This window comes from Nitrospira lenta (assembly GCF_900403705.1).
GTDB lineage: Bacteria > Nitrospirota > Nitrospiria > Nitrospirales > Nitrospiraceae > Nitrospira_D > Nitrospira_D lenta.
This window is the reverse complement of record NZ_OUNR01000001.1, coordinates 812,264-832,565: the sequence shown is the minus strand read 5'-3', so window position 1 is coordinate 832,565 and position 20,302 is coordinate 812,264. Positions and strand designations below refer to the sequence as shown.

General features: G+C 58.4%; 14 protein-coding genes. 2 read left to right on the top strand and 12 right to left on the bottom strand.

From position 1 onward, the window contains the following. Window positions 1-26: 26 nt before the first annotated feature. The 8 genes from NITLEN_RS03970 to NITLEN_RS03935 all read right to left on the bottom strand — a co-directional run bounded on the left by NITLEN_RS03970 (window position 27) and on the right by NITLEN_RS03935 (window position 13,469). Window positions 27-1,088, bottom strand: coding sequence for a hypothetical protein (locus tag NITLEN_RS03970; protein WP_121988263.1), 1,062 nt, complete (start codon window positions 1,086-1,088; stop codon window positions 27-29). A gap of 200 nt (window positions 1,089-1,288) precedes the next feature. Continuing rightward, entirely contained in the window at window positions 1,289-1,855 is a 567-nt protein-coding gene (locus tag NITLEN_RS03965; protein ID WP_121988262.1) for a TIGR00645 family protein, read from the bottom strand. Between the two features lie 120 nt (window positions 1,856-1,975). Further along, entirely contained in the window at window positions 1,976-2,638 is a 663-nt protein-coding gene (locus NITLEN_RS03960) for a hypothetical protein (RefSeq protein WP_121988261.1), read from the bottom strand. Between the two features lie 6 nt (window positions 2,639-2,644). Next, entirely contained in the window at window positions 2,645-7,438 is a 4,794-nt protein-coding gene (locus tag NITLEN_RS03955; RefSeq protein WP_121988260.1) for a PAS domain S-box protein, read from the bottom strand. Between the two features lie 215 nt (window positions 7,439-7,653). Beyond that, window positions 7,654-8,346 (bottom strand): response regulator transcription factor, encoded by a 693-nt coding sequence (locus NITLEN_RS03950; protein WP_121988259.1) that lies wholly within the window; start codon window positions 8,344-8,346, stop codon window positions 7,654-7,656. Beyond that, complete coding sequence (locus NITLEN_RS03945; RefSeq protein ID WP_121988258.1) at window positions 8,336-11,806, bottom strand: PAS domain S-box protein; 3,471 nt, start codon at window positions 11,804-11,806, stop codon at window positions 8,336-8,338. The genes NITLEN_RS03950 and NITLEN_RS03945 overlap by 11 nt, the downstream gene beginning before the upstream one ends. Before the next feature lie 173 nt (window positions 11,807-11,979). Further along, complete coding sequence (locus NITLEN_RS03940; protein WP_121988257.1) at window positions 11,980-12,654, bottom strand: response regulator; 675 nt, start codon at window positions 12,652-12,654, stop codon at window positions 11,980-11,982. Continuing rightward, window positions 12,651-13,469 (bottom strand): sensor histidine kinase, encoded by an 819-nt coding sequence (locus tag NITLEN_RS03935; protein ID WP_121988256.1) that lies wholly within the window; start codon window positions 13,467-13,469, stop codon window positions 12,651-12,653. The genes NITLEN_RS03940 and NITLEN_RS03935 overlap by 4 nt, the downstream gene beginning before the upstream one ends. 200 nt (window positions 13,470-13,669) lie before the next feature. Here NITLEN_RS03935 and NITLEN_RS03930 point away from each other — a divergent pair, with 200 nt between their 5' ends. Continuing rightward, entirely contained in the window at window positions 13,670-14,437 is a 768-nt protein-coding gene (locus NITLEN_RS03930) for an acyl-homoserine-lactone synthase (RefSeq protein WP_121988255.1), read from the top strand. A gap of 29 nt (window positions 14,438-14,466) precedes the next feature. On the opposite strand, the gene NITLEN_RS03925 is transcribed toward NITLEN_RS03930, so the two are convergent. Then, the gene (locus NITLEN_RS03925) at window positions 14,467-15,564 is read right to left on the bottom strand and encodes a helix-turn-helix transcriptional regulator (RefSeq protein ID WP_121988254.1); all 1,098 of its coding nucleotides are present in this window, start codon (window positions 15,562-15,564) and stop codon (window positions 14,467-14,469) included. Between the two features lie 119 nt (window positions 15,565-15,683). Here NITLEN_RS03925 and NITLEN_RS03920 point away from each other — a divergent pair, with 119 nt between their 5' ends. Continuing rightward, window positions 15,684-17,039, top strand: coding sequence for an OmpP1/FadL family transporter (locus NITLEN_RS03920; protein WP_245924376.1), 1,356 nt, complete (start codon window positions 15,684-15,686; stop codon window positions 17,037-17,039). A 16-nt stretch (window positions 17,040-17,055) separates the two neighbouring features. Here NITLEN_RS03920 and uvrC read toward each other — a convergent pair whose 3' ends face one another. From uvrC to NITLEN_RS03905, 3 genes are all read right to left on the bottom strand, one after another. Beyond that, the gene (gene uvrC / locus NITLEN_RS03915) at window positions 17,056-18,858 is read right to left on the bottom strand and encodes an excinuclease ABC subunit UvrC (RefSeq protein WP_121988253.1); all 1,803 of its coding nucleotides are present in this window, start codon (window positions 18,856-18,858) and stop codon (window positions 17,056-17,058) included. Window positions 18,859-18,939: 81 nt separating this feature from the next. Next, complete coding sequence (dapF, locus tag NITLEN_RS03910; protein ID WP_121988252.1) at window positions 18,940-19,809, bottom strand: diaminopimelate epimerase; 870 nt, start codon at window positions 19,807-19,809, stop codon at window positions 18,940-18,942. A 94-nt stretch (window positions 19,810-19,903) separates the two neighbouring features. Next, window positions 19,904-20,302: a VOC family protein gene (locus NITLEN_RS03905; RefSeq protein ID WP_121988251.1), complete on the bottom strand. Its 399-nt coding sequence runs from the start codon at window positions 20,300-20,302 to the stop codon at window positions 19,904-19,906.

Below are 20,302 nucleotides of genomic sequence, written 5' to 3'. Positions count from 1 at the left end.
TCGTCAGATGCGTTGAGAGCAAGCGATTAGGGATGCGGTGTGACTTGAAAATAGCAGAAGCCTTCGTGCTCGACGAGCTTCTTTGCAAAAACCCCCGCGGCTGTTTCAAGCGTGGCGACAACGGTTTCGTTGTTTGTGCCGAACAGACTCCCGCCGCGCAGAGCTTTCCCTGTCAGAGAGAGTACGATGGCTTCAGTCTTGAGCGCGCGCTGGGTCACTGTCGCCAGCGCATCCAGTGAAATGGACGGGTGTGAGGGGTCGAATGCCGGATAGAGCGGCGTTTGTGCCGGCAGATGGAGAGCCGTGGCCTGGTGCACGGCGGGAACACGAAACGCGGCATCGAAGAAGGCTTCAAGGAAAATGCGCGTGAGGTCGGCGCTGACCTGTTGAGAGTTGACGGGAGTCGTCGTCAGTTCAACGGTGCGAGTCGCGTCAATCTGCGCGGTGGCGGAGAGGCCGGGAAACCGAACGGTGTTGCCACCGCGGTCGACAAACCCCCGCGAAGTGATCTGGACAATCCCGCGCACCGTTCCTGAGGCGGGGTCGGGGGCGATGGCATAGCGCACGTCGCCGAAGTAGGCCCGGTTGTAAGCGAGGAAGAGTCGGGCAAAAAGCGAGGCGTCTTTCGCCAATGCATCGTCGTCGAAATCGAGGTGAGCCTGCCAATGGCGGATGGCGTCGGTGAGTAGGCGGAGTTTGTCCAGATCCAACCGGCGCCGTGAGGAATCGGCGAAATCATCGACCATGCCGGAGAGGACGCCGAGGGACGTTGCGTTGTTCCCGGCCCGTTCGTGAATCCGTTCGACCAATGCTTGCACCGGGGCCCGAAGTCTGCCGGCGCTTGTGACGGGTGCGCTGACCGGTTGCGTTGCGGGAGTATCCGTTGCAAGGCTGAGGGGCAGGCTGCTGCCGTCATGGGCCTGTCCGCTGCAGGCCCTGAATTGTTCCATCTTCACCGGATCGCCCGCGAGCTTTTCCTCGAACGAAGATCGATGCCCGTCGAGATTCTCTCGCAAATCGATGAACGACGAGGCACAGCCCGTCAGAAGCGGAAGCGTGAGGAGCATGACGAAACCAAGGCGAAGCATGATGGTCTCCAATCGCAGGATGTAAGATGGGGGCACGGCTGCCTATGAGATGGAACGATTCGCAAGGGCTATGCCCTCTGTGGAGGGTGGCCCGAGAGGCATAACGTCAACTATTTGCCTGGAGGCGGTTACCTAGATCCAACCGGCAGGCTTTCGGTAGGCCGAGAGCGATACAGTTCTGTATGGGTTTCGATACGGGCTCAGTGCTTTTTATCTTTCTGCATGATCTTGTCTGTCCAGGCCAGGAGGATGGCGGAGCCGAGGAAGGTGATGTGGATGAAAATTTTCCACTTGATGTCGTCGTAGTTTTCGTTGTGAATGTTGACGAAGGATTTCAAGAGATGAATGCTGGAAATGCCAATAAGCGACGCCGCCAGCTTGATCTTGATCGTCCCCGGATCGATGTGGGTGAGCCAGTCGGGGCGATCCGGATGTTCTTCCAGATCCAGCTTGCTGACGAACGTGGCGTACCCGCCGATGATGACCATGGTCAACAGATTGGCGACCATAGTGACGTCGATCAATCCCAGCACGCCCAGCATGAAGATGGTTTCTTCCTGCTGGTTGATGTGCCGGACCATTTCCCAGAGTTCGATCAAAAACTTGTAGGCGTAGAGCAGCTCCGCGATGATCAGCCCGCCGTACAGCGGCGCTTGAATCCAGCGGCTGGCAAACACGATGGTTTCAAAGACGTGTTCAACCTGGGCTCCGGTGGTTCGTTTCGCTGCGGTCGACGTGTGCAATGGGGACGAATGCTCGCTGGACATCAGGCCTCCTCAACCAATCATCTGCCCGCTTCGGGCACAGTGTGCCGCGTATCCTAAAGTGCGTCGGGCGACCTGTCAATTCAGGCAAGGAAGGTTCGGTGTAGTTCGGTGGCGTGGTGCTTACGCAGCTCGGGCGGCGATGGATTGCGTTGCGGATGTTGAAGGAGCGGGTGACGGAGACGCTCCCGGAGCGTGAGTCTTGATCAATGCCGCGGCGCGTTTCCCGGCCAGATGAATTTGCTCGGCGCTCATATGGGCCGGGCTGTCGGGTGGGAGCTGGGCGAGCAAGAGATTGGCAAACCCATTGACGGAGGTGAGGAGATTGTTCAGGTCGTGGATCAGCCGGGGCGGCGCGGTCGAGATGCTGAGGCGCGAGGCATCCGGCTTGAGCAGCCCGGGACGTCCATTCACTCGGGCCAGGGCTCGTTCAATGACGCGAGCGTGGTCGGCGTCGGCCGAGGGGAGCAGGCAGAGCACTTCGTGAATGCCTTGCCGAAGCATGGAAAGCTGAACGGAGTCGTCCATCTTCATGATCAGCCCGATGATCGCAGTGGCAGGCGAGACGGTGTGGATGGTGCGCAGCTCGCTACGCGCCGCTGTTTCATCCGCAAGGATCAGATCAACTCGATGCGACTGGAGATAGGCCAGCGCCTCGGGGACGGTGTGAACGGACGCGATCTCCAGCGGTTCGGCAAACTGCGCGCGCAGCCACGCGTCGAGGGCTCCGGCCAAGGAGGCGTCAGACCCGAGCAGTACAAGGGACGTTGGGGCGTGGTCTGTCATGGCAGGTTAGGCCGCCGCGCGGTCATCGGGTGGGCTCAGCCAATGGGTCAGCACGGTTTTGAGGTCCTGACTCTTGACCGGTTTGCTGACAAAATCATCCATGCCTGAGGCCAGGCAGTGTTCGCGGTCCCCCTCCATGGCATTGGCGGTCATGGCGATGATGGGAAGACGGGTGCCCGGTTGCTCGTGGGTGCGGATCATGTTCGTCGTTTCAAACCCATCCAATTCAGGCATCTGACAATCCATGAACACCAGATTGTAGTGATGGCGGGTCAGCGCGGCGAGCGCTTCGTTCCCGTTGCTTGCCACGTCGACGCGATAGCCGAGTTTCTCCAGCATTTTTACGGCCACTTTTTGATTGACGAGATTGTCGTCCACGACCAACAAACGAATGTGCGCGGTCACCTCCTTGACCTGGTGGCGGGTGATGAGGGGCGTCTCGGCGGGAGCGGCCTGACTCTCCTGGTAAGAGACGGGGGCTTGCCCCATGACAAGGCGTAGGCAATCGTAGAGATGGGCTTTGCGGACCGGCTTCGTCAGATAGCCTGAGAATCCCGCTGATTGAGCCAGCTTGGCGTCGCCTCTGCGACCCAGCGAAGTCAGCAGGACGAGCCGCGTGCCGTTGAGATTTGCATCGGCCCGGATCGTCCGCCCGAGCTCAAGTCCATCCATGCCGGGCATATGCATGTCGAGAATGGCCAGGTCGAAGGGCGTGCCCGCGGCCGCGGCCCGGCGAATCAGCGCCAGCGCGGAGGGGCCATCCTCCGCGCTCTCGTAGTGCATCTTCCAGTCGCACGCGTGGTACTGCAGCAGACTGCGATTGGTCGCATTGTCGTCGATCAGGCAGATGCGCAGCCCGCTGAGGCTTTCAACGAGTGCCGGTGCCGGGAGCGCGGGGGCATTGGTCTGCGTGCGCAAGCGGATGGTAAACCACACGCAGGTGCCTGTTCCTGGATAAGACTGGATCCCGATCTGGCCGCCCATGAGTTCCGTCAGACGCTTGCAGATGGCTAGACCGAGGCCGGTTCCGCCGTATTTCCGAGCCGTCGAGCTGTCGGCCTGCGTGAAGGATTGAAAGAGTTTCGCTTTGGCTTCTTCGGTCAATCCTACGCCGGTGTCGACGATTTCAAAACGCAGCAGCACGGACGACGCCTCTTCCTCCGCTTTGAGGACCTGCACCAAGACTTCTCCGCGATCGGTAAACTTGATGGCGTTGCCGATGAGATTCGTGAGGATCTGGCGGATGCGCCCCGGATCTCCGATCACGCCGTTGGGGGCCTGCGCATCGATGAGCCCCACCAGTTCAAGATGCTTCGCTTGAGCGGTGGGCGCGAGGAGATCCAGCGTATCCTCAATGGTCATGCGCAAGTCAAACGGGAGCGTTTCGATCGTAAGCTTTCCAGCCTCGATTTTTGAAAAGTCCAGGATGTCATTGATGATCCGCATGAGCGATTCGCCGGAATGCCGGAGCGTATGGACAAATTCCCGTTGTTCCGTCGTCAGCGTGGTGTCGATCAACAGGTCCGTCATGCCGAGGACGCCGTTCATCGGCGTGCGGATTTCATGGCTCATGGTCGCGAGGAATTCAGACTTGGCCCGAATGCCGGCCTCGGCGGCGTCTTTGGCGGCGACTAGGTCCAGCTCCATCTGTTTGCGGAGGGAGATATCCCGGCAGGTGCAGAGGATAGTCTGCTGTGCCGTGCCGGGTTTCTCCAGCAGCGTCAGCGAAAGGTCGACGTGGAACGCATCGCCCGACTTCTTCTTTCCGACCACCTCCCCTTGCCATTGCCCCTCGGAGCGCAGAATCGGGAGATACATCTGCCCGATCATTGCCGCCCATTCTTCGGGATAGAGGTGCGTCCAGTTCTTGCCGAGCAGGTCCCCGACGGCATAGCCGTAGATCGCCGCGTGCGCCGGGTTCATATACGTGAAGTGGCCGGCGTCGTCGAACAACGCGATCCCGTCCTGTGCATGGTCGATGGCCTGTTGCAGCTGGAACCGGGTCGATTCCATCTGCTTGCGCAAGCTGATATCGGCGACGGAGGCCATCACATCGATTCCCTGAGACGTCTGAACGGGATTGAGCCCGATCTCTACGGGAAATTCGGACCCGTCTTTCCGGAGTCCATACAGATCCCGGCCGGCTCCCATTCTCCGGGTCGCTGGGTTCGAAAAGTACCGGCGTTGATGTTCGGGATGCGGCGAGCGGAATCGTTCGGGAATGAGGACTTCCATGGGCTGACCGATGAGCTCGTTGCGTGAGTATCCGAACATTTCTTCCATCTGCGCATTGATGAGCTGAATCGCGCCGTGATGATTGATCAGCAGAATGCCCGTCGGGATGGCCTCCACGACCAACCGCAATTGCTCCTCGGCGCGTTTCCGGTGCGAGCGGTCTTGTATTTGTGCAATGAAGTAGCGTGGCGTCCCGTCGGCATGCCGGACCAACGATACGCTGAGCAGCACCCAGACAATATGCCCGCTTTTGTGCAGGTACCGCTTTTCCATCTGGTAGGTGCGGATGTCCCCGTTCAGCATCTGCTGCACATATCCCAGATCCGTTTCCAGATCGTCGGGATAGGTGAGAGCTTGGAAGGTGGTGGCTTCCAATTCTTCCCGCGAGTACCCGACCAGGTCGCACAATGCACGATTGACTTGCAACCAGCGGCCGTCGGTCGAGACCAGCGCCATGCCGATGGCGGCTTCGTGAAAGGATTGACTGAATTGCTCGTCGCTTTCTTGGAGTGCGTCGGTGGACAGCCTGCGGGTGGCGACGTCGCTGTGAGTGCCGACCACGCGAAGCGGTGTCCCCTCGGCATCACGCGCAACCGCGTGGCTGCGATTCAGCAGCCATTTATAGGATCCGTCTTTGCACCGCACCCGATGTTCATGCGTGTAGAGCGGCATCTCACCGCGAAAATGGCGGTGAAGATCGGCCTTGAGAGGCGGAAGATCGTCGGGATGGACGCGGGACAGCCATTCGTCGAGCGTATCCCCGATGTCGGAGGGCGAATAGCCGAGCATGGTCTTCCATCGATCCGAGAAGAACACGGTGTCGGTCGCGGCATCCCAATCCCAGATTCCGTCGCCGCTGCTCTCGAAGGCGAATGTCCTGCGTCTGTCTGTTTCGCTCGGGCGGGCCAGGGCGTCCTTGTGCTCGGTGATATCGATCTGTGAGCCGACCATGCGATACGGCGTGCCTTGTTCGTCGCGTACGCAGATTCCGCGAGCCAGCATCCACCGGTAAGAGCCGTCCTTATGGCGAAGCCGGCATTCGAGTTCGAACCCGGATGCCTGTCCCGCCAAATAGGATTCTACGGTGGCGAGTGCGCGGGTGCGATCGTCGGGATGGAGATGGTCACGCCACTCTTCAAACCGTCCTTGCAATTCATGAGCGTCATAGCCGAGCTGCCGTTTCCAAATAGGAGAGAAATAGACCTGATTGGTGCGTATCTCCCAGTCCCAGATTCCAGTTTGCGATCCTTGTACCGCCAGATCAAGCCGCTGCTGACTTTCCCGTAACGCGGTCGTGGCAAGGGCTCGTTCCGTGATGTCTTCCAGCGTGCCGATGTGGCTTGTGACGCGGCCTTCATCGTCCCGGCATGGGCGGGACCTGGCCTGGACCCAGCGAATCGTGCCGTCAGGTCGTTGCATCCGGAACTCTAGCGCACAGTCGTCGTCGGCTTTCGCAGTTTGATTCCATGCGGCCAAGACCCCGGCGCGGTCTTCTTCATAAATAGCGCGGCGCCATCCGGCGCCCAGGGTCTCCGAGAGCGAGAGCCCCGCGATCGTTTGCCAGGCGGCATTGGCGTAGAGGCAGCTTCCGTCCGCATCCATTTCAAAGAGGCCGACCGGGGATGCGGCAGAGAGTGTTTCAACGCGCACACTGTGTTTCTGTAAGGTCTCCCGCTGCCTGACCGCCTCGGCCAGATTATTTTCGAGTCGGCTGGACTGGGCGTCCACTGCTTGTTCTTGCACCGTCAGGATCGCTTCGAGGGTGGCGACACGGTCTTGCAAGGCGGTGAGGGTGGCGGGGGGCTGTGCGCCCCTGGCCCCGGACGCGGCCGTTGCCGTCGGCAGGATCAGGACAGGGTGTTCGAACGGCGCGAGGGCCAGCTTGGCGGATAGGGCGACGGCTTTGAACAGGTCGGCCGTTTCTTTGGAGACGGCGATTTTCGAAAAGAGGACGAAAACGAACATCTCGCCGGTCGGCAGCAGCCCTCCGCAGCCGAAGACCGACTGTACTCCGAAGGGAACGACGAAGTCTTGTTGTCCCGGCACATAGGGACTGTTGAGGGCCTGGGGGACATGGAAGGCATTGAAGGTCGTGGCATGCTTATCCAACAGCAGCGACACGGGCGTATCCTGAAGATACGGCAGGTCGATATGGAATTGAGTAAATAGTTGGGCGAACATCGGCAACTGTTCCAGCGCCTCCGGCCCGGCTAAGGGAATGACGCGGAATCGACTTGAGAGGGCGGGCGTGTTCCAGCCGGAGACGGCGCCCGTGCTGGCCAACAGTGTCAGGCATTTCATGTCGAGGTGGGCGGGTGTGCGCCCGAGGCGCGTATCAACCAGGGCCTGGAGTTCTGGGGTCAGCCGACTATAGGGATGCGTCTTGAACGCGCGCACGAGGACGCAGGCGGGATCTTCGTTCGGTCCGGTGGTGAGGTTGGTATAGAGAAAGCGGGTGATCCGGTCGGCGGCCGCTTCTATGGATGAGGCACCCTCTCCAAGTTGGCGGACTGTCATGCTGCAGAGCGCCATGTCTTGCAGCCGGAATGTAGATAGATCGAACATGAGCTCCTCATCTGACACAGGGCCGTTGAGATGCGAAGGCCCACGTCTTTGTCGGATGGTGGAGGAACGAACTTGATGCGCCTCTCGTGAGGCCGGCTGAAACGGAGGGAGGCCGAGCCTCTCTGTAGGCAGCGGATCTGTATCGGCTCGCGAGAGGAAATCTTGAGGTCGATGGGGATGGCTCGAGGTGAGGGCGTCTCGGATGGGTGCCCGTCCTAGGAGGATTTGGAGGCGAGTGGCGGCGCGGAACCCTTGAAGCTTCCGGCGTACATGGCGGCGACCTGGGAGCGCCGTCCGATCTGGAGTTTGGAGTAGATGTTGGCTAAATAATTCTTCACGGTCTTCTCGCTCAGATTCAGGCGTTGCGCGATCTCTTTGTTGGTCAGGCCTCCGGCGACATGCGGCAGGATCCGCTGCTCTTGAGGCGAGAGGAGGGAGCGTTTGGCGAGGGGCTGGCCGTCCGGCAGGTGCTTCATCCATGAGAGCGTGTGCGTGGCTAGGCGCGGGTCGATCAAGGGGTGTCCGGCGGCGACGGTTTTGATGGCGCGGATCAGCGCAGCGGAGCCGATGTCTTTCAGCACATAGCCTTGGGCGCCGGACAGGATCGCTTCAAGCACCGTGTGTTCGTCGGCGAAGCTGGTCAGAAACAGGATGCGGATGTTCGGGTGCACCGACAGAATCTCGCGGGCGGCATCGATTCCGCTGCCGTCCGGCAGACGGATGTCGAGCAACACGACGTCCGCTTTTGTGCGACGGCATTGCGTGATGGCATCGGCCTTACTCCGGGCTTGGCCGACGACTTTCATTCCCGGTGTCAGATCGAGCACCGCACCGAGCCCGATTCGAACGACCTCATGGTCGTCGACGATCAGCAACCGAATGACGGAGGATTTTGTCTTAGCAGGCATACGGATCTCCTGTGGGCACGTCGATCGTGATCGAGGTGCCGTGGTCCGGCGCACTGTCGAGCGTGAATTGCGCGCCGATGGTTTTGGCTCGTGCCGCCATATTGGCCAGTCCGTGACCGCGGCGCCTGGTGCGGCCGGGGTCAAAGCCGCTGCCGTCATCGGTCACGCGCAGCCGGATGGCTCGGTCGGTTGTCATGAGGCTGACGGAACGGCGGGTTGCACCGGTATGGCGGACGCTGTTGCTCAAGGCTTCTCGCGCAATGTTCATCAATTGCTCGCCGATCGCCGGGGTGACGGCCATGAGTGCGGCCGGATCGATGTCCAATGTCGGCATGGGATGATTGTTCGATGAGCAGGAGGCGACGAGTTGCTTCAGCGCCACACTGAAGTCCAATGTCGGCGCCGTGCGGCGGGTCAGATCCGTGATGAATTGCCGGACCTCCAGCACAAGATGGTTCAATTGCCGGATGGCTTGAGTGACATGCCGCTTGGATTTGCGCGGGGCGGTTCCCACCAGAAACTTTCCCGCTTCGAGCTGCATGCCGATGGCGTAGAGGGATTGAAGAATATTGTCGTGCAGATCCTGGCTGATTCGTTCTCGCTCCGCCAGGGCTTGCTTGCGGTCGGTAATGTCTTCCACGACGGCGAGCACCAGCGGCGTATCGTTCCTATGAGCGGAGAGATGACTCGCGCGGACGGAGACCCAGATAATTTCGCCGTTTTTCCGGATGTACCGTTTCTCGTAAAGATAGGCGTCCCGTTGCCCTGCAAACAGTTCATCGGTCAATTGTAGATTTTTAGGCAGGTCGTCGGGATGGGTGTACGGCGCGTAGGTGTTATTAATCACTTCCTGCTCGGAATAGCCCGTGAGCGTACAGAAGGCTTTGTTGGCGCTCAGGATGTGTTTGTCGGCATCGACGACGACCAGCCCCACCGGCGCATCGGCGACGAACCGCTGCCAGCGCTCTTCGCTTTCCAGCAGCGCGGCTTCCGCTTCTTTCTTTTCCGTGACATCCGTGCCCACCGTGAGGATGCACCGCGTCCCGTTGAGTTCGATCAATTGGCTTGAGACCAGACAGTGCCGCAAGCGGCGGTCCTTGGTTTGGAGCGTGAACTCCACGCCTCGGAGGGTGCCCTGCGCCAGAAGTTGCGTCACAAATCGCACCCGGTCGTCCGGCTTCGGCCACAGCTCAATGGCGATGGTCGTGTGCCCGACTGCTTCGTGGCGTTGAAACCCAAAGAGGTGCAGGGCCGTGTCGTTGACCTCGATGCAGCGGCCCGTCTCCAATTCGGTAATTATGACTGGATGGGGGCTTGACCGAAAGGCAATTTCGAAGCGCTCTTCGCTCAGGCGAAGCGCCAGTTCGGCTTGTTTGCGGTCGGTGACGTCGCGCGTGATGGCGAGCTGAACCATGGCGCCATCGGCGGGATTGCGCAACGGCACGGCATGGGTTTCCACCCAGCGGCGAGTCCCTTGCAAGCCCACGACCTCGTATTCAAGCGATTCTCTTTGCCCCCGGCAGACCCGTTCATTCATGGCCCGAAAGGCCTCGCGATGAGGTTCGGCGACAATCGGATAGATGCATTGGCCGAGTACGTTTCGTATGTCGTCGGCCTCGATCATGGCCAGCCCGGTCGCGTTTATCTGGAGCAGTGTCCCGTCAGCGGCCACCAGTTTGAAACATTCCGGCGACGTCTCGATGATGCTTTTTAAATGGAGCTCGCTCAGGTGCAGTGCTTCCGCCGAGCGTTTTTGCTCCGTCATGTCGCGGACGACACAGGCGACGGTCGATGGGGTGCTCGCACTCGCCGGAATACGGCTGAGGATGGCGGAAAAGTGCCGAAGCTGCCCATGCATCGCCAGTGAATATTCGATGGTGTCCGGTTGCCCCGATTGGAGGACACGGTTCACAATTTCTACGTAGCGTGCTCCGGCTTCTTCTCCGTGGAGATCCAAAAGTGTCTTTCCAAGAAGCGCTTGCTTCGGCACCAGCAGACTGTTTTCGTTCCTGGTCCAGGCGTTCACGTAGGTGCCTGTCTCGTCGAGCTCAACGGCGAGGTCGTCGAGGGCATTTAAGAACGATCGGAGGCGTTCTTCGCTGTGCAGGCGGGCATCCTCTGCCCGGCGGAGTTCCGATTGATCGACGTAGAGGCCGACCGCGGTTTCCAGCTGCCCGTTGGCATCGTTCACGAACACCGGCCATAACAGCAGATCGAGGAGCGTTCCGTCTTTCCGTTGCCGGCGCAAGGGGATTGGTCCACAAATCGCGCGGCGGGTGCCCTCGCCCCAGAGGGCATCGGCCTCCGTCTCTTGGCCGGCTGGCACATAGGGGAGTTCCTGGCCGAGGACTTCCTCTTCGGTCCAGCCGAAAAGTCTTACGGCGGCCTGGTTCCAACTGGTGACCAGCGCGTCGGCGCTTAGACTGATAATCGGAAGAGGAGACTCCCGCACCAGGGTATGGAGAAACTGCGTGGTGTTGTGTAGTAGCTGTTCCCGATCCTGGATCAGCGCTTGCGTCTGCCGTTGTTCCGTAATGTCTTCACACACGATGAGAATGATCGGAATTCCATCCGGCCCGGTGATGGCCCGCGCCCGTTCCTTGACCCAGAGGCGCTGTCCATCCTTCCGTACTTTCTGAATTTCCCAGTTGAACGTTCGTCCCGGGCTCTGTGAGCAGAGGCGCAGTTGTTCCAACACGGTGTGGTGATCGGCGGCTAGGAAGACGGTGAGGACCGATTGCCCGGCCAGTTCGTCCGCACGGTATCCCAATTCTTCCGCCCCGAACCGGTTGACGGAGAGGACGGTGCCGTCAGGCGTCAGGGTGAAGTACATCGTAGGGTTGTGTTCGTAGAGAGCGTGATACCGTTGCTCGCTGGCCTTCAGAGCGTCTTCCGTTTGCTGCCGCTGCTCAATTTCCTCTTGAAGGTTCCGCACGGTTTGTTCGAGTCCGGCGGTACGCTCTCGCACTCGCTGCTCCAGGGTCCCTTGCAGATCGAAAAGGGCCAGCTCGGTTTCTTTCCGACGGGTAATATCTTCGGTCGTTCCCGCCATGCCTGTGACGCGACCGTCTGTATCCAGAGCCGCGCGACCTCGACAGGCAACCCATCGGACGGTTCCGCTCGGGGTGATGATGCGGTGATCGAGCTGATAGGGCTGACGGGTTTCGAGCGTTGTCTGAATCGCCGCTTGGAACTGCGGCCGATCTGACTCATGCACGAGGTTCAAGAATCCTTCGAATGTGCGGGGAGAATTGCCAGGTGCGAGCCCGAAAACGGTATCGGCTTGCGGGGACCACTCGATCCGTCCGCTGGCGAACCGCCATTCCCAGGCGCCGATAGGCGTTGCTTCTACGGCATGATGAGTAGGGGAAGAAGCCTGCAGCGCGGACTGTTCCGGCGGGATGCCGTTGCTGGCTTGGGTTGTGGCCTCGGTCGGCGAGGAAGAGCGGAAACGGTGCATGATGGCGCTTCGTGCCTCGGTTCGCTGGTCAGCTGTGGGGCATCGGTCTACCCCGGAGTGATCCTACTCACCTCACTGCGGGTGTTCTGGCGGACTGACTAGCATAGGGCCTGAAGCCCCTGAATTTCTAGAGGGTGCGGGATTGAACAATATGGAATACGTAGAGTCTAGAGTCAGGAGTGTTGCGAGGAGGCCCGAGTTGTTCGGATATACCAGCTCACGGCTTCGGTGCGCCGGCGTACTTGGAGTTTGTCGAAGATATTGGCAAGGTAGTTCTTGACCGTCTTGTCGCTCAAGTGGAGGTCGATGGCAATTTCTTTGTTGGTCTTGCCTTCGGCGAGCAAGGGCAGAATGGCGCGCTCTTGCGGGGAGAGGTTCGTGAGACGATCCGTAGCGTGACCGGGCGCTGCGTGGGATCGATCGCGGATCCAATGCAGGGTCTGCTGGGCGACGCGCGGGTCTAGATAGCCGTGGCCGCTGGCGACGGTGCGAATCGCATGAATCAGGTCCTGCGTGCGGACATCCTTGAGCGCGTAGCCGTGGGCTCCGCCTTGAACGGCGTCGACCACGATGGCGTCGTCCGAAAAGCTGGTCAACATCAGGATGCGGGTGGCCGGCATCGTCGCGAGGATCTGGCGGCAGGCGGCGATTCCGGATCCGCCGTGGAGTTTGACGTCAAGCAGCACGACATGCGGCCGGAGGGATTTCGTCTGCGTGACGGCATCCTCGGCCGAGGCCGCTTCCCCGATGACGCGGAGATCCGGCTCAAGGTCAAGGAGTGTTCGGAGCCCCTGTCGTACGACTTCGTGGTCATCGACGATAAGGAGTGTCGTGCGTGCGGGTTTCATACGGGCGCCAATATCGGCTCTAGTAAAAATTCCGCGGTCAAGCGAGTGCCATGGCCGGGCTTCGAGCGAAGCAGCAGGCTGCCGCCGAGTTTCTTGGCCCGTGCTTCCATATTCATCAAGCCGTACCCTTTGGGGTGCCCCCCAGTTTCGATAAATCCCTTGCCGTCATCGCAGATGCAGATACGGACTCGATTGCCGTGCGTCTTGATCGCTACTTCGGCATGAGCCGCCTGCGCATGGCGGATGCAATTACTCAAGGCCTCTCGCACAATGTTCAGGATCTCTTGCTCTTCCTCACGGGTGAGAATGTCCAGCGCCGACGGCTGCAGGCTGAGCGTAATCCTAACGGGACTCAGCTGCTCGTAACTGCTGGCCAATTGCTTGAGCTCCTCGGACAAGTTCATGTCCTGGACCGATCCGTCGGCAAGCCCTTTGATGAGGCCTCGGACTTCGTGAATCAAGCGATTGAGCTGATCCACGGCATGACGGTATGGGCGATCGCCGCTGGGCCGTGGCGAGGCGTCGGTGCGGTGAGAGGTCTCCAAGCTGAGGCCGATGGCATACAGCGATTGCAGGACGGAGTCGTGGAGGTCCCGGCTGATGCGCGCTCGATCTTCCAGCAAACTACTCAAGCGCTTTTCTGTGGTTTTGAGCGCGACCGTCAGCTGGCCTCCGGCCGGTGCAGTGGGTTTGGAGAAGCGATCGCTCTCGTTTTTGGGCCGAGAGCCCTCCCCCTGTCCAAATGAATGGCGATGCCCTAGGGGTGGGGATTGCCGAAACCCATCAATGAGATGGAGTCGTGTGTTTTCACTCACAGTGTCAGTCCTCCTCTCTTCCTAATTTTCGCGCATACACGGAGTCAGCGTTTTCTTCGTTACAATTTCGCACCTAGGTGGAGAGTAATACGTGAGGACAAGCCCTTCCGTCACCTGGCGGATCCGCCAGGTGACGGACATCAGGAGAAGAGCGCAAATGCTTGCATTGAATTTCCCCACACTCTATTCGAGGAGGATTTATGCAAGTACTGGAAGAGGTTCGCGCGATAGAATTTTCCGATGGCGGATTACTTGTTAAGACCCTTACCAGTGATGAGGAACTCCGAGAATCCTACCGGCTACGCCATCGCGTGTTTGCTGAGCGGTTGAAGTGGGTTCCTGAAAGCAGTGACAGATTGGAAGTGGATTCATACGACCCGTACTCTTCAACAGTTGGGCTGTTCGATGAAGAGCAATGCTTGCGCGGGGTGTTTCGAATGGTGAGTGCGGCTCATCCCTTTATGCTGGAACACGAATTCAGGCCTTGTCTGCTTCCTGGGTGCGAAATTCGTAAAGAGGCTGATACGGTGGAGATTACTCGACTGGCCTTAGACCCGAGTCTAATGGATAAGGGATTATCTATTCGATACATGCAGGTTTTGTATAAGGGTGTATATCAGTGGTGTCTTCAAAACGAGGCTAGATTTCTATACATGGTGGTTGAGAAGCGATTCTTGCGTGTCCTTCGCGGCATGGGATTTACGTGTGATCCCATCAGCCCAGCAGTCTCGCTTCCTCCGGCAGAAGCTCTTTCAATTGCGGCCGTTCTTGATTGGAACAGGTTCGAAGAAACTTGCCCGCAAAAGCAGCCTGAGTTTTTCCGTTGGATTAATATGGCAATGGGGCAGACGACATTTGAGAAAAGTTCATTTTTGGCATTGGATCCAAAAGTGCGAGTTTCAAGAGATGGAATGCAGGAACGTCAACCGATCCGCCTAGAGGCGAATCGAAAACTTGTGGCTGCCTGAGGGCTGTAGAAAGAAGAAAGGCTGGTAGGTTACTCTTCTTTGACTAACCCATGTTCCATGGCGTAGGCCACGGCTTGAGTTCGTGAACTTACGTCAAGTTTAGAGAAGATGCCTTCCACATGAAAGCGGATGGTGCGTTCGCTGACGCCTAAAATTTTCGAGATTTCCCAGTTGGTTTTGCCTTGTTTCATCCACACTAATACCGCAGCTTCGCGAGGAGAAAGCCCTTTCACACGATTCGACAAAGGGGTAGATGTGTTGGCAATCAAGACGTGGTGAAGATATGGAAGAAGATATTGGAGGAGATCTTTGTAGCGGGTGGTAGATTTTCGATCTCCTCCCGCAAATGAGAAGAAGGTTGCGAAGTTTTTGGTCCGCTCTACCATTCCGGTAGTAATTCCATGAGTGAGGCCAAAGGAGCGCGCTTCTTCTATAAACTCTAATTGTTTTGGCGAGCGAGCCCCCTCGTAGGTCTGTTCCCAGACCTGTGTCTGGAATGAAGAAACTGCTGATTGAAGGACCGGATCGACCTCAGCATATCCGTTCTTGCCGTAGGTATAGAGCCAGTTGCTGGAGTAACTGACATTGATCACGCTATTAAATTCTTTAAAAATTCCCGCTGATGTCAGTTCGACCACTCCTCCAATGACATTGGGACAGGCGACAGTCTCCTTAAGAAGCTGAAGGACATGGAGAACATCGTCGCCCGTGGTTGCAGCGACAGAGTAATGCAGAATCTCAAGGACGCGTTGGATTTCTTTTCGGCTAAGATCTTGAAATACTTCCGACGGAAATCGACGGGGCGAGTTTACAGACTGATGCTGACCCGTGGCTCTGACTTGGGGGAAGGCGGTCAACTCATTTTCTGAGGAAGCGCTGTTCTCGCATGCCCCATATCGGATAAAAGGAAACTCCCCACATAAAGATTCTGGTGAGATTTCCTGATGCTGTTTCTGAATCGAACGCATCATCGGTTCCTGGCACGCATCGGTAATGACTCTAAAATAGTTAAATAGTGAGGGAATTCTAGACATCTGGGATCGGAAAATCAACAGGGACGGCTTCTTACGAGCGAGTCTGCCATGTCGAGCAAGCTGGAGTTGCACGGTGATCTTTTCAACTGGCATCTCTAGATCGCTCTCGCTATGATCCCGTGGAGCACCGACTTATACACAGTCACGCGATCCAGAGTGGCTATGAAGCGCCGGCGATAAGTTCTATTACTGTCAGTAGGATAGAGTTTGGCGTGTTGAACTTGCTTCTCTTTGTATTGCTGACGAGTCTTCTCCTCAATCCGGTAGAAGTCTTCGCCCAAGCCCTTCGATTCCAGCCACAAGGAGCCAATGCCGTAGGGCAGGGCAATGCGTTTGCCGCTCAGGCTGATGATGCATCGGCTATTCAGTACAATCCTGCGGGGCTTACACAGGTCGAGGGGGTTCAAGCTGTCTTTGGGACGGCGCTTCTGGGGGGATCGATCAAAGCGAAGGGCCCGACGGGGATCGATACCCGCGGTGACTTTGGGGGAAGTCTTGTGTTTCCTCCCCCCAGTCACACCTATCTCAGTGCCAATCTTGGATCGCTCGGATTCTCTAGCCTTTCTGCGATGACCATAGGCATTGGCCTGACTTCTCCATTCGGATTGAGCACCCGGTATCCTGTCGATAGTCCTTTCAATACTGCTGGGACATCAGCGGCGCTGCCGCTCGTCGATATCAAGCCAACTCTTGCGTACAAGGTCAATGAGGACCTGTCGCTAGGACTGGGTGCCGATATCTACACCTTCTCCAGTTTGCTCGGGCAGGGGCATGTTGAACAAAAACAAGTGGGGGCCGGTCTCTTTGGGATTCCGGCCGGAGCGTCCGTTGAATTAAACGGGAAGGGGCCCGCTGTAGGGGTGAATGCCAGTCTGCTTTATACTCCGATCCGAAACAGTGATGGAAAACCATTGGCGTCAATCGGCTTGGTCTATCGTAGCCAAGCGGTCTTGCCGTTACGCGGCACGTTGTTGGTCAACGGGGCTAAGGTGGCAGATGCCTCGACGAGTCTGGCGTTGCCACCGATTTACACGGCTGCCGTAGCGGTCTGGCCGATTCGTACCAGTGAGCAAGAATGGAAGCTGGAGTTGGATGTGGATTTTGTCGGCTGGAAATCCAACAAAGATTTGAATGTCTATTTATCCAATGGATCGACGGTTCCGCAACCGCAACAATGGAAGACCGTTCAGGTGGTTGCGGTGGGGACCGAGTACAAATGGCTCAATCCGTCTTGGTTGCCGCACTGGGATGTGGCGGCGCGGGGCGGCTATACAAGAACCGAAAATCCCGTTCCGGATCTGACCTTCAATCCGGTGTCCATCTCGTTATCGTCCCATACGCTCTCACTGGGCGCCGGTTTCCTGTGCAAGCAGGGAGGGAGGTTTTTGGGAATGCTTCCCTGCGGAGGGGAATCCGCTCTCTGGCCTAAGGCCATCGGCTTTGATGTGGCCTACCAGGAATGGTTTTACGAACCGCGTACGGTGACGGGGAATATCAATCCGACGGTCAATGGCACCTATCACGCCTTTGTGCATCTCGGAACATTCAGCTTCAAATTTCTTTTCTGACCAGGCGGGCACCCTCTTACGGGAGGGTGTTGCGGAGCGCGACGATGGTCTTGGAGTCCAGGCCGGCTTCTGCAAGCGCCGTATCACTCGCGTTGATCAGAGCGTCGACGCTTCCAAATTCCTTGAGTAGCTTGGTGCGTGTGATTTCGCCGATGCCGATGATTTGATCCAGCTTAGAGGCGGTGAAGGCTTTACCGCGAAGCTTGCGGTGATAGGTGATGGCGAACCGGTGGGCTTCGTCGCGGATGCGTTGGACGAGGTGAGTGGCGGGGGCGTTCGGTCTGAGCAGAATAGGATTCTTGCGGCCGGGAAGAAAAATGCGCTCGTCTTTTTCGCCGCGCGCTTTGGCCAGACCCATGATGGCTTGATCGCGGTGCCCGACCTGCCTCAGCCCTTCCATGGCGGCGGCTAATTGCCCTAAGCCGCCGTCAATCAGGATCAGGTCCGGTCGGGCGAGATGTTCCGAGTCGCCATATCGCCGGGCCACCACTTCCTGCATACTCGAAAAATCATTGGCGCCGATGACCGTCTGAATTTTGAAGCGGCGATAATCCGCCTTTTTCATCTGGCCGTCTTCCCACACGACCATCGACGCGACCGACTGATTGCCCATCGTATTGGAGATGTCGAATCCCTCGATGCGCCGGGGCGCTTTCTCCAGATGCAGCAGCCGTTTCAGATCTTCGACGGCCTGCCGGTCAAGGGCTTCGTCGCGCAGGTGGTTGGCCGCCGAGGCCGCCGCATTTTCTTCGGCCAGCAGGACCAATTGGTGCTTCGCTCCGCGTTCCGGGGCGAGCACCTTCACGCTTGATCCCCGTTTGTCGCTCAACCATTGTTCGATGAGCGCTGCGTCGGCAAGCACGGTGGGCACCAGCAGCTCTTTGGGCGGCTGGCCGTCTTTGTTGTAAAACTGCTCGATGGCGGATCGGACCAGATCTTCATCGCTGACATCGGCCGATTGCGGCCAGAAGAAATCCTTCCGCCCAATGAGCAGCCCGCCGCGGACGAACAGCAACTGCAGGTCCACAGCCGTGCCTTGTCGCGCCAAGCCGATCACATCCTGGTCGGTCGCCGTCGTTTGCGTGATGCGCTGCTTCTCCAGCGTGCGTTCGATCTTGAAGAGCCGGTCGCGCAGTCGGGCCGCTTCTTCAAACTCCTCCCGCTCCGCCGCCGCTTCCATCTGTGCGCGAAGATCGTCCAGCAGTTCATGGTCGCGGCCTTCCAGAAACTGGCGGACCTGGCCGACGATCTTGAGGTAGTCCTCCTGCGATTGGTTGCCCGTGCAGGGTGCCATGCAGCGCTTGATTTCAAATTCCAGGCAGGCCCGCTCGGCGGTGCCGTCGATCTCGATGGTGCAGGTGGCGAGTGGAAAGGATTTCTTAATGACCTTCAGGGTCTCGCGGAGCGCGCCGGCCGGCGTATAGGGGCCGTAGTAGAGCGCGCCGTCTTTCTGAACCCGGCGGACGATAGAGAGGCGCGGGAAACGGTCTTTGATCGGCAGACGGAGGTAGGGATACTGCTTGTCGTCGCGGAGCACGACATTGAAGCGCGGACGATGGCGCTTGATGAGATTGCTTTCAAGGATGAGGGCTTCAAGTTCCGAGCGGGTGACGATAGTTTCGAGGTCGGCAATGTGGCCGACAAGCAACGTCGTTTTAGGCGAATGGTCGGTGCCGCGCTGAAAGTAGGAACGGACACGGCCGGCGAGCGAGGCGGCTTTGCCGACGTAGAGCAATTCGCCGGACGAGTCTTTAAAGAGGTACACGCCCGGATTATCGGGCAAGTGATCGAGCTTGGATTGGAGTGTGTCGGTCGTCATGCGTCATCCGTCAATCGTAAGAATAGCAAGAACCGCAGTCCTTTATCTTCCCGGGTGACGAATGACGCGCGACCGCCGATCTTACTTCAGCGTGCGGAGGAACGATGGACTCAGGGTGCCGCGCGCGACTTCGGCCACCGGCCCCTTCATGGTGAGCGAAAAGTCCTTCGCTACTTCGATATTCAATGTCCCGCCGGGCATCTTCACCGTGACCGGACTTTTGACCAGCCCGAGGCGAACTGCCGCGCTGGCGGCTGCACAGGAAGAGGATCCGGAGGCCTGGGTCTCTCCGGCGCCGCGCTCCCAGATGAGGATGAAGATTTCTCTGGGGCCGGTCGGGATGGCCAATTGGATATTCGTTCGTTTCGGGAACAGGGAGTGATTCTCCAGAACAGGGCCGAGCTTCAGCAGATCTTCGCGCGACCAAGACTCTCCCGCTCGCTTGAAGACCACGCAATGGGGGTTCCCGACGCTCACGCCCGTGAAGGACAACGCACGTCCGGCCGCTTCGATCGGCTGCTGAATCAATTCGTCGACTGGCATGGTGCAGGGCAGTGCCGCCGGCTTGAATGTGGCTTGCCCCATCTCAACTGTCACGGCGCGCGCATCGCCATGGCGATCGATATGCAAATCGATCGTGACCAGACCGCCTTTCGTCTCGACGGTGAAATGTTTCTTCTTCGTCTTTCCCGTGGCGTGGAGATAACGGGCGAAAATGCGCAGGCCATTGCCGGATTTTTCTGCTTCGCTGCCGTCTGGGTTGTAAATGCGCAGGCCGAAGTCGGCTTTTTTGCTCGGGACAAGCGCGAGGATGCCGTCGCTGCCCAGACCCCAGTTGCGATCGCAGACCGCTTTGATGTTTTTGGGCGTGAGCTTGAAGGTCAGTTCCTTGGGGTCCATCACGATATAGTCATTGCCGAGGCCGTGACCGCGAAAAAATCCGTTCTTCATGCAGAGGCTCCTCTTGAGTGGCTATGGATCGAAGGATCGAATCGGGCGAGAAACGTAACACGAAGGAGAGGAGAAGGAAAAGGGGTTGGTGCCGCTACATGATCTTCACACCTTGAGGGCGTTCAATCAGCTCAATCTCATAGCCATCGGGGGCGTCGATGAAGAGAAAGCGGCTGCCGGACGATGTCTGGGTTGGGCCGTCCGTGATCGTGACGCCCTTAGCCGTCAGGGACGCAATGGTTGCGTCAAGGTTTTCGACCTGAAAGGCAAGATGGACGAGATCTTCCTGCACCTTCACGGGTCCGCTCGGAGGAAAGCTGGTCAGTTCGATCAGCTCCTCGCTGTTAGGGACTTTCAAAAAAGCCAGATGTGACCCGCGCGGGGAAGTCTTGCGCTCGATGACTTCAAGGCCGAGCACGGACGTATAGAACTGAATCGTCTGATCCATATCACTGATGCGCATTCTGGTATGGAGAAACTTCGTTACCTTCAT

What these genes read in the sequence shown, in the direction of transcription:
- NITLEN_RS03960 (WP_121988261.1), bottom strand. Translation starts at nt 2,638, where the DNA reads ATGACAGACCACGCCCCAACGTCCCTTGTACTGCTCGGGTCTGACGCC.
- NITLEN_RS03940 (WP_121988257.1), bottom strand. Translation starts at nt 12,654, where the DNA reads ATGAAACCCGCACGCACGACACTCCTTATCGTCGATGACCACGAAGTC.
- uvrC (WP_121988253.1), bottom strand. Translation starts at nt 18,858, where the DNA reads ATGACGACCGACACACTCCAATCCAAGCTCGATCACTTGCCCGATAAT.
- NITLEN_RS03950 (WP_121988259.1), bottom strand. Translation starts at nt 8,346, where the DNA reads ATGCCTGCTAAGACAAAATCCTCCGTCATTCGGTTGCTGATCGTCGAC.
- NITLEN_RS03955 (WP_121988260.1), bottom strand. Translation starts at nt 7,438, where the DNA reads ATGTTCGATCTATCTACATTCCGGCTGCAAGACATGGCGCTCTGCAGC.
- NITLEN_RS03930 (WP_121988255.1), top strand. Translation starts at nt 13,670, where the DNA reads ATGCAAGTACTGGAAGAGGTTCGCGCGATAGAATTTTCCGATGGCGGA.
- NITLEN_RS03925 (WP_121988254.1), bottom strand. Translation starts at nt 15,564, where the DNA reads ATGCCAGTTGAAAAGATCACCGTGCAACTCCAGCTTGCTCGACATGGC.
- NITLEN_RS03965 (WP_121988262.1), bottom strand. Translation starts at nt 1,855, where the DNA reads ATGTCCAGCGAGCATTCGTCCCCATTGCACACGTCGACCGCAGCGAAA.
- NITLEN_RS03905 (WP_121988251.1), bottom strand. Translation starts at nt 20,302, where the DNA reads ATGAAGGTAACGAAGTTTCTCCATACCAGAATGCGCATCAGTGATATG.
- NITLEN_RS03970 (WP_121988263.1), bottom strand. Translation starts at nt 1,088, where the DNA reads ATGCTTCGCCTTGGTTTCGTCATGCTCCTCACGCTTCCGCTTCTGACG.
- dapF (WP_121988252.1), bottom strand. Translation starts at nt 19,809, where the DNA reads ATGAAGAACGGATTTTTTCGCGGTCACGGCCTCGGCAATGACTATATC.
- NITLEN_RS03945 (WP_121988258.1), bottom strand. Translation starts at nt 11,806, where the DNA reads ATGCACCGTTTCCGCTCTTCCTCGCCGACCGAGGCCACAACCCAAGCC.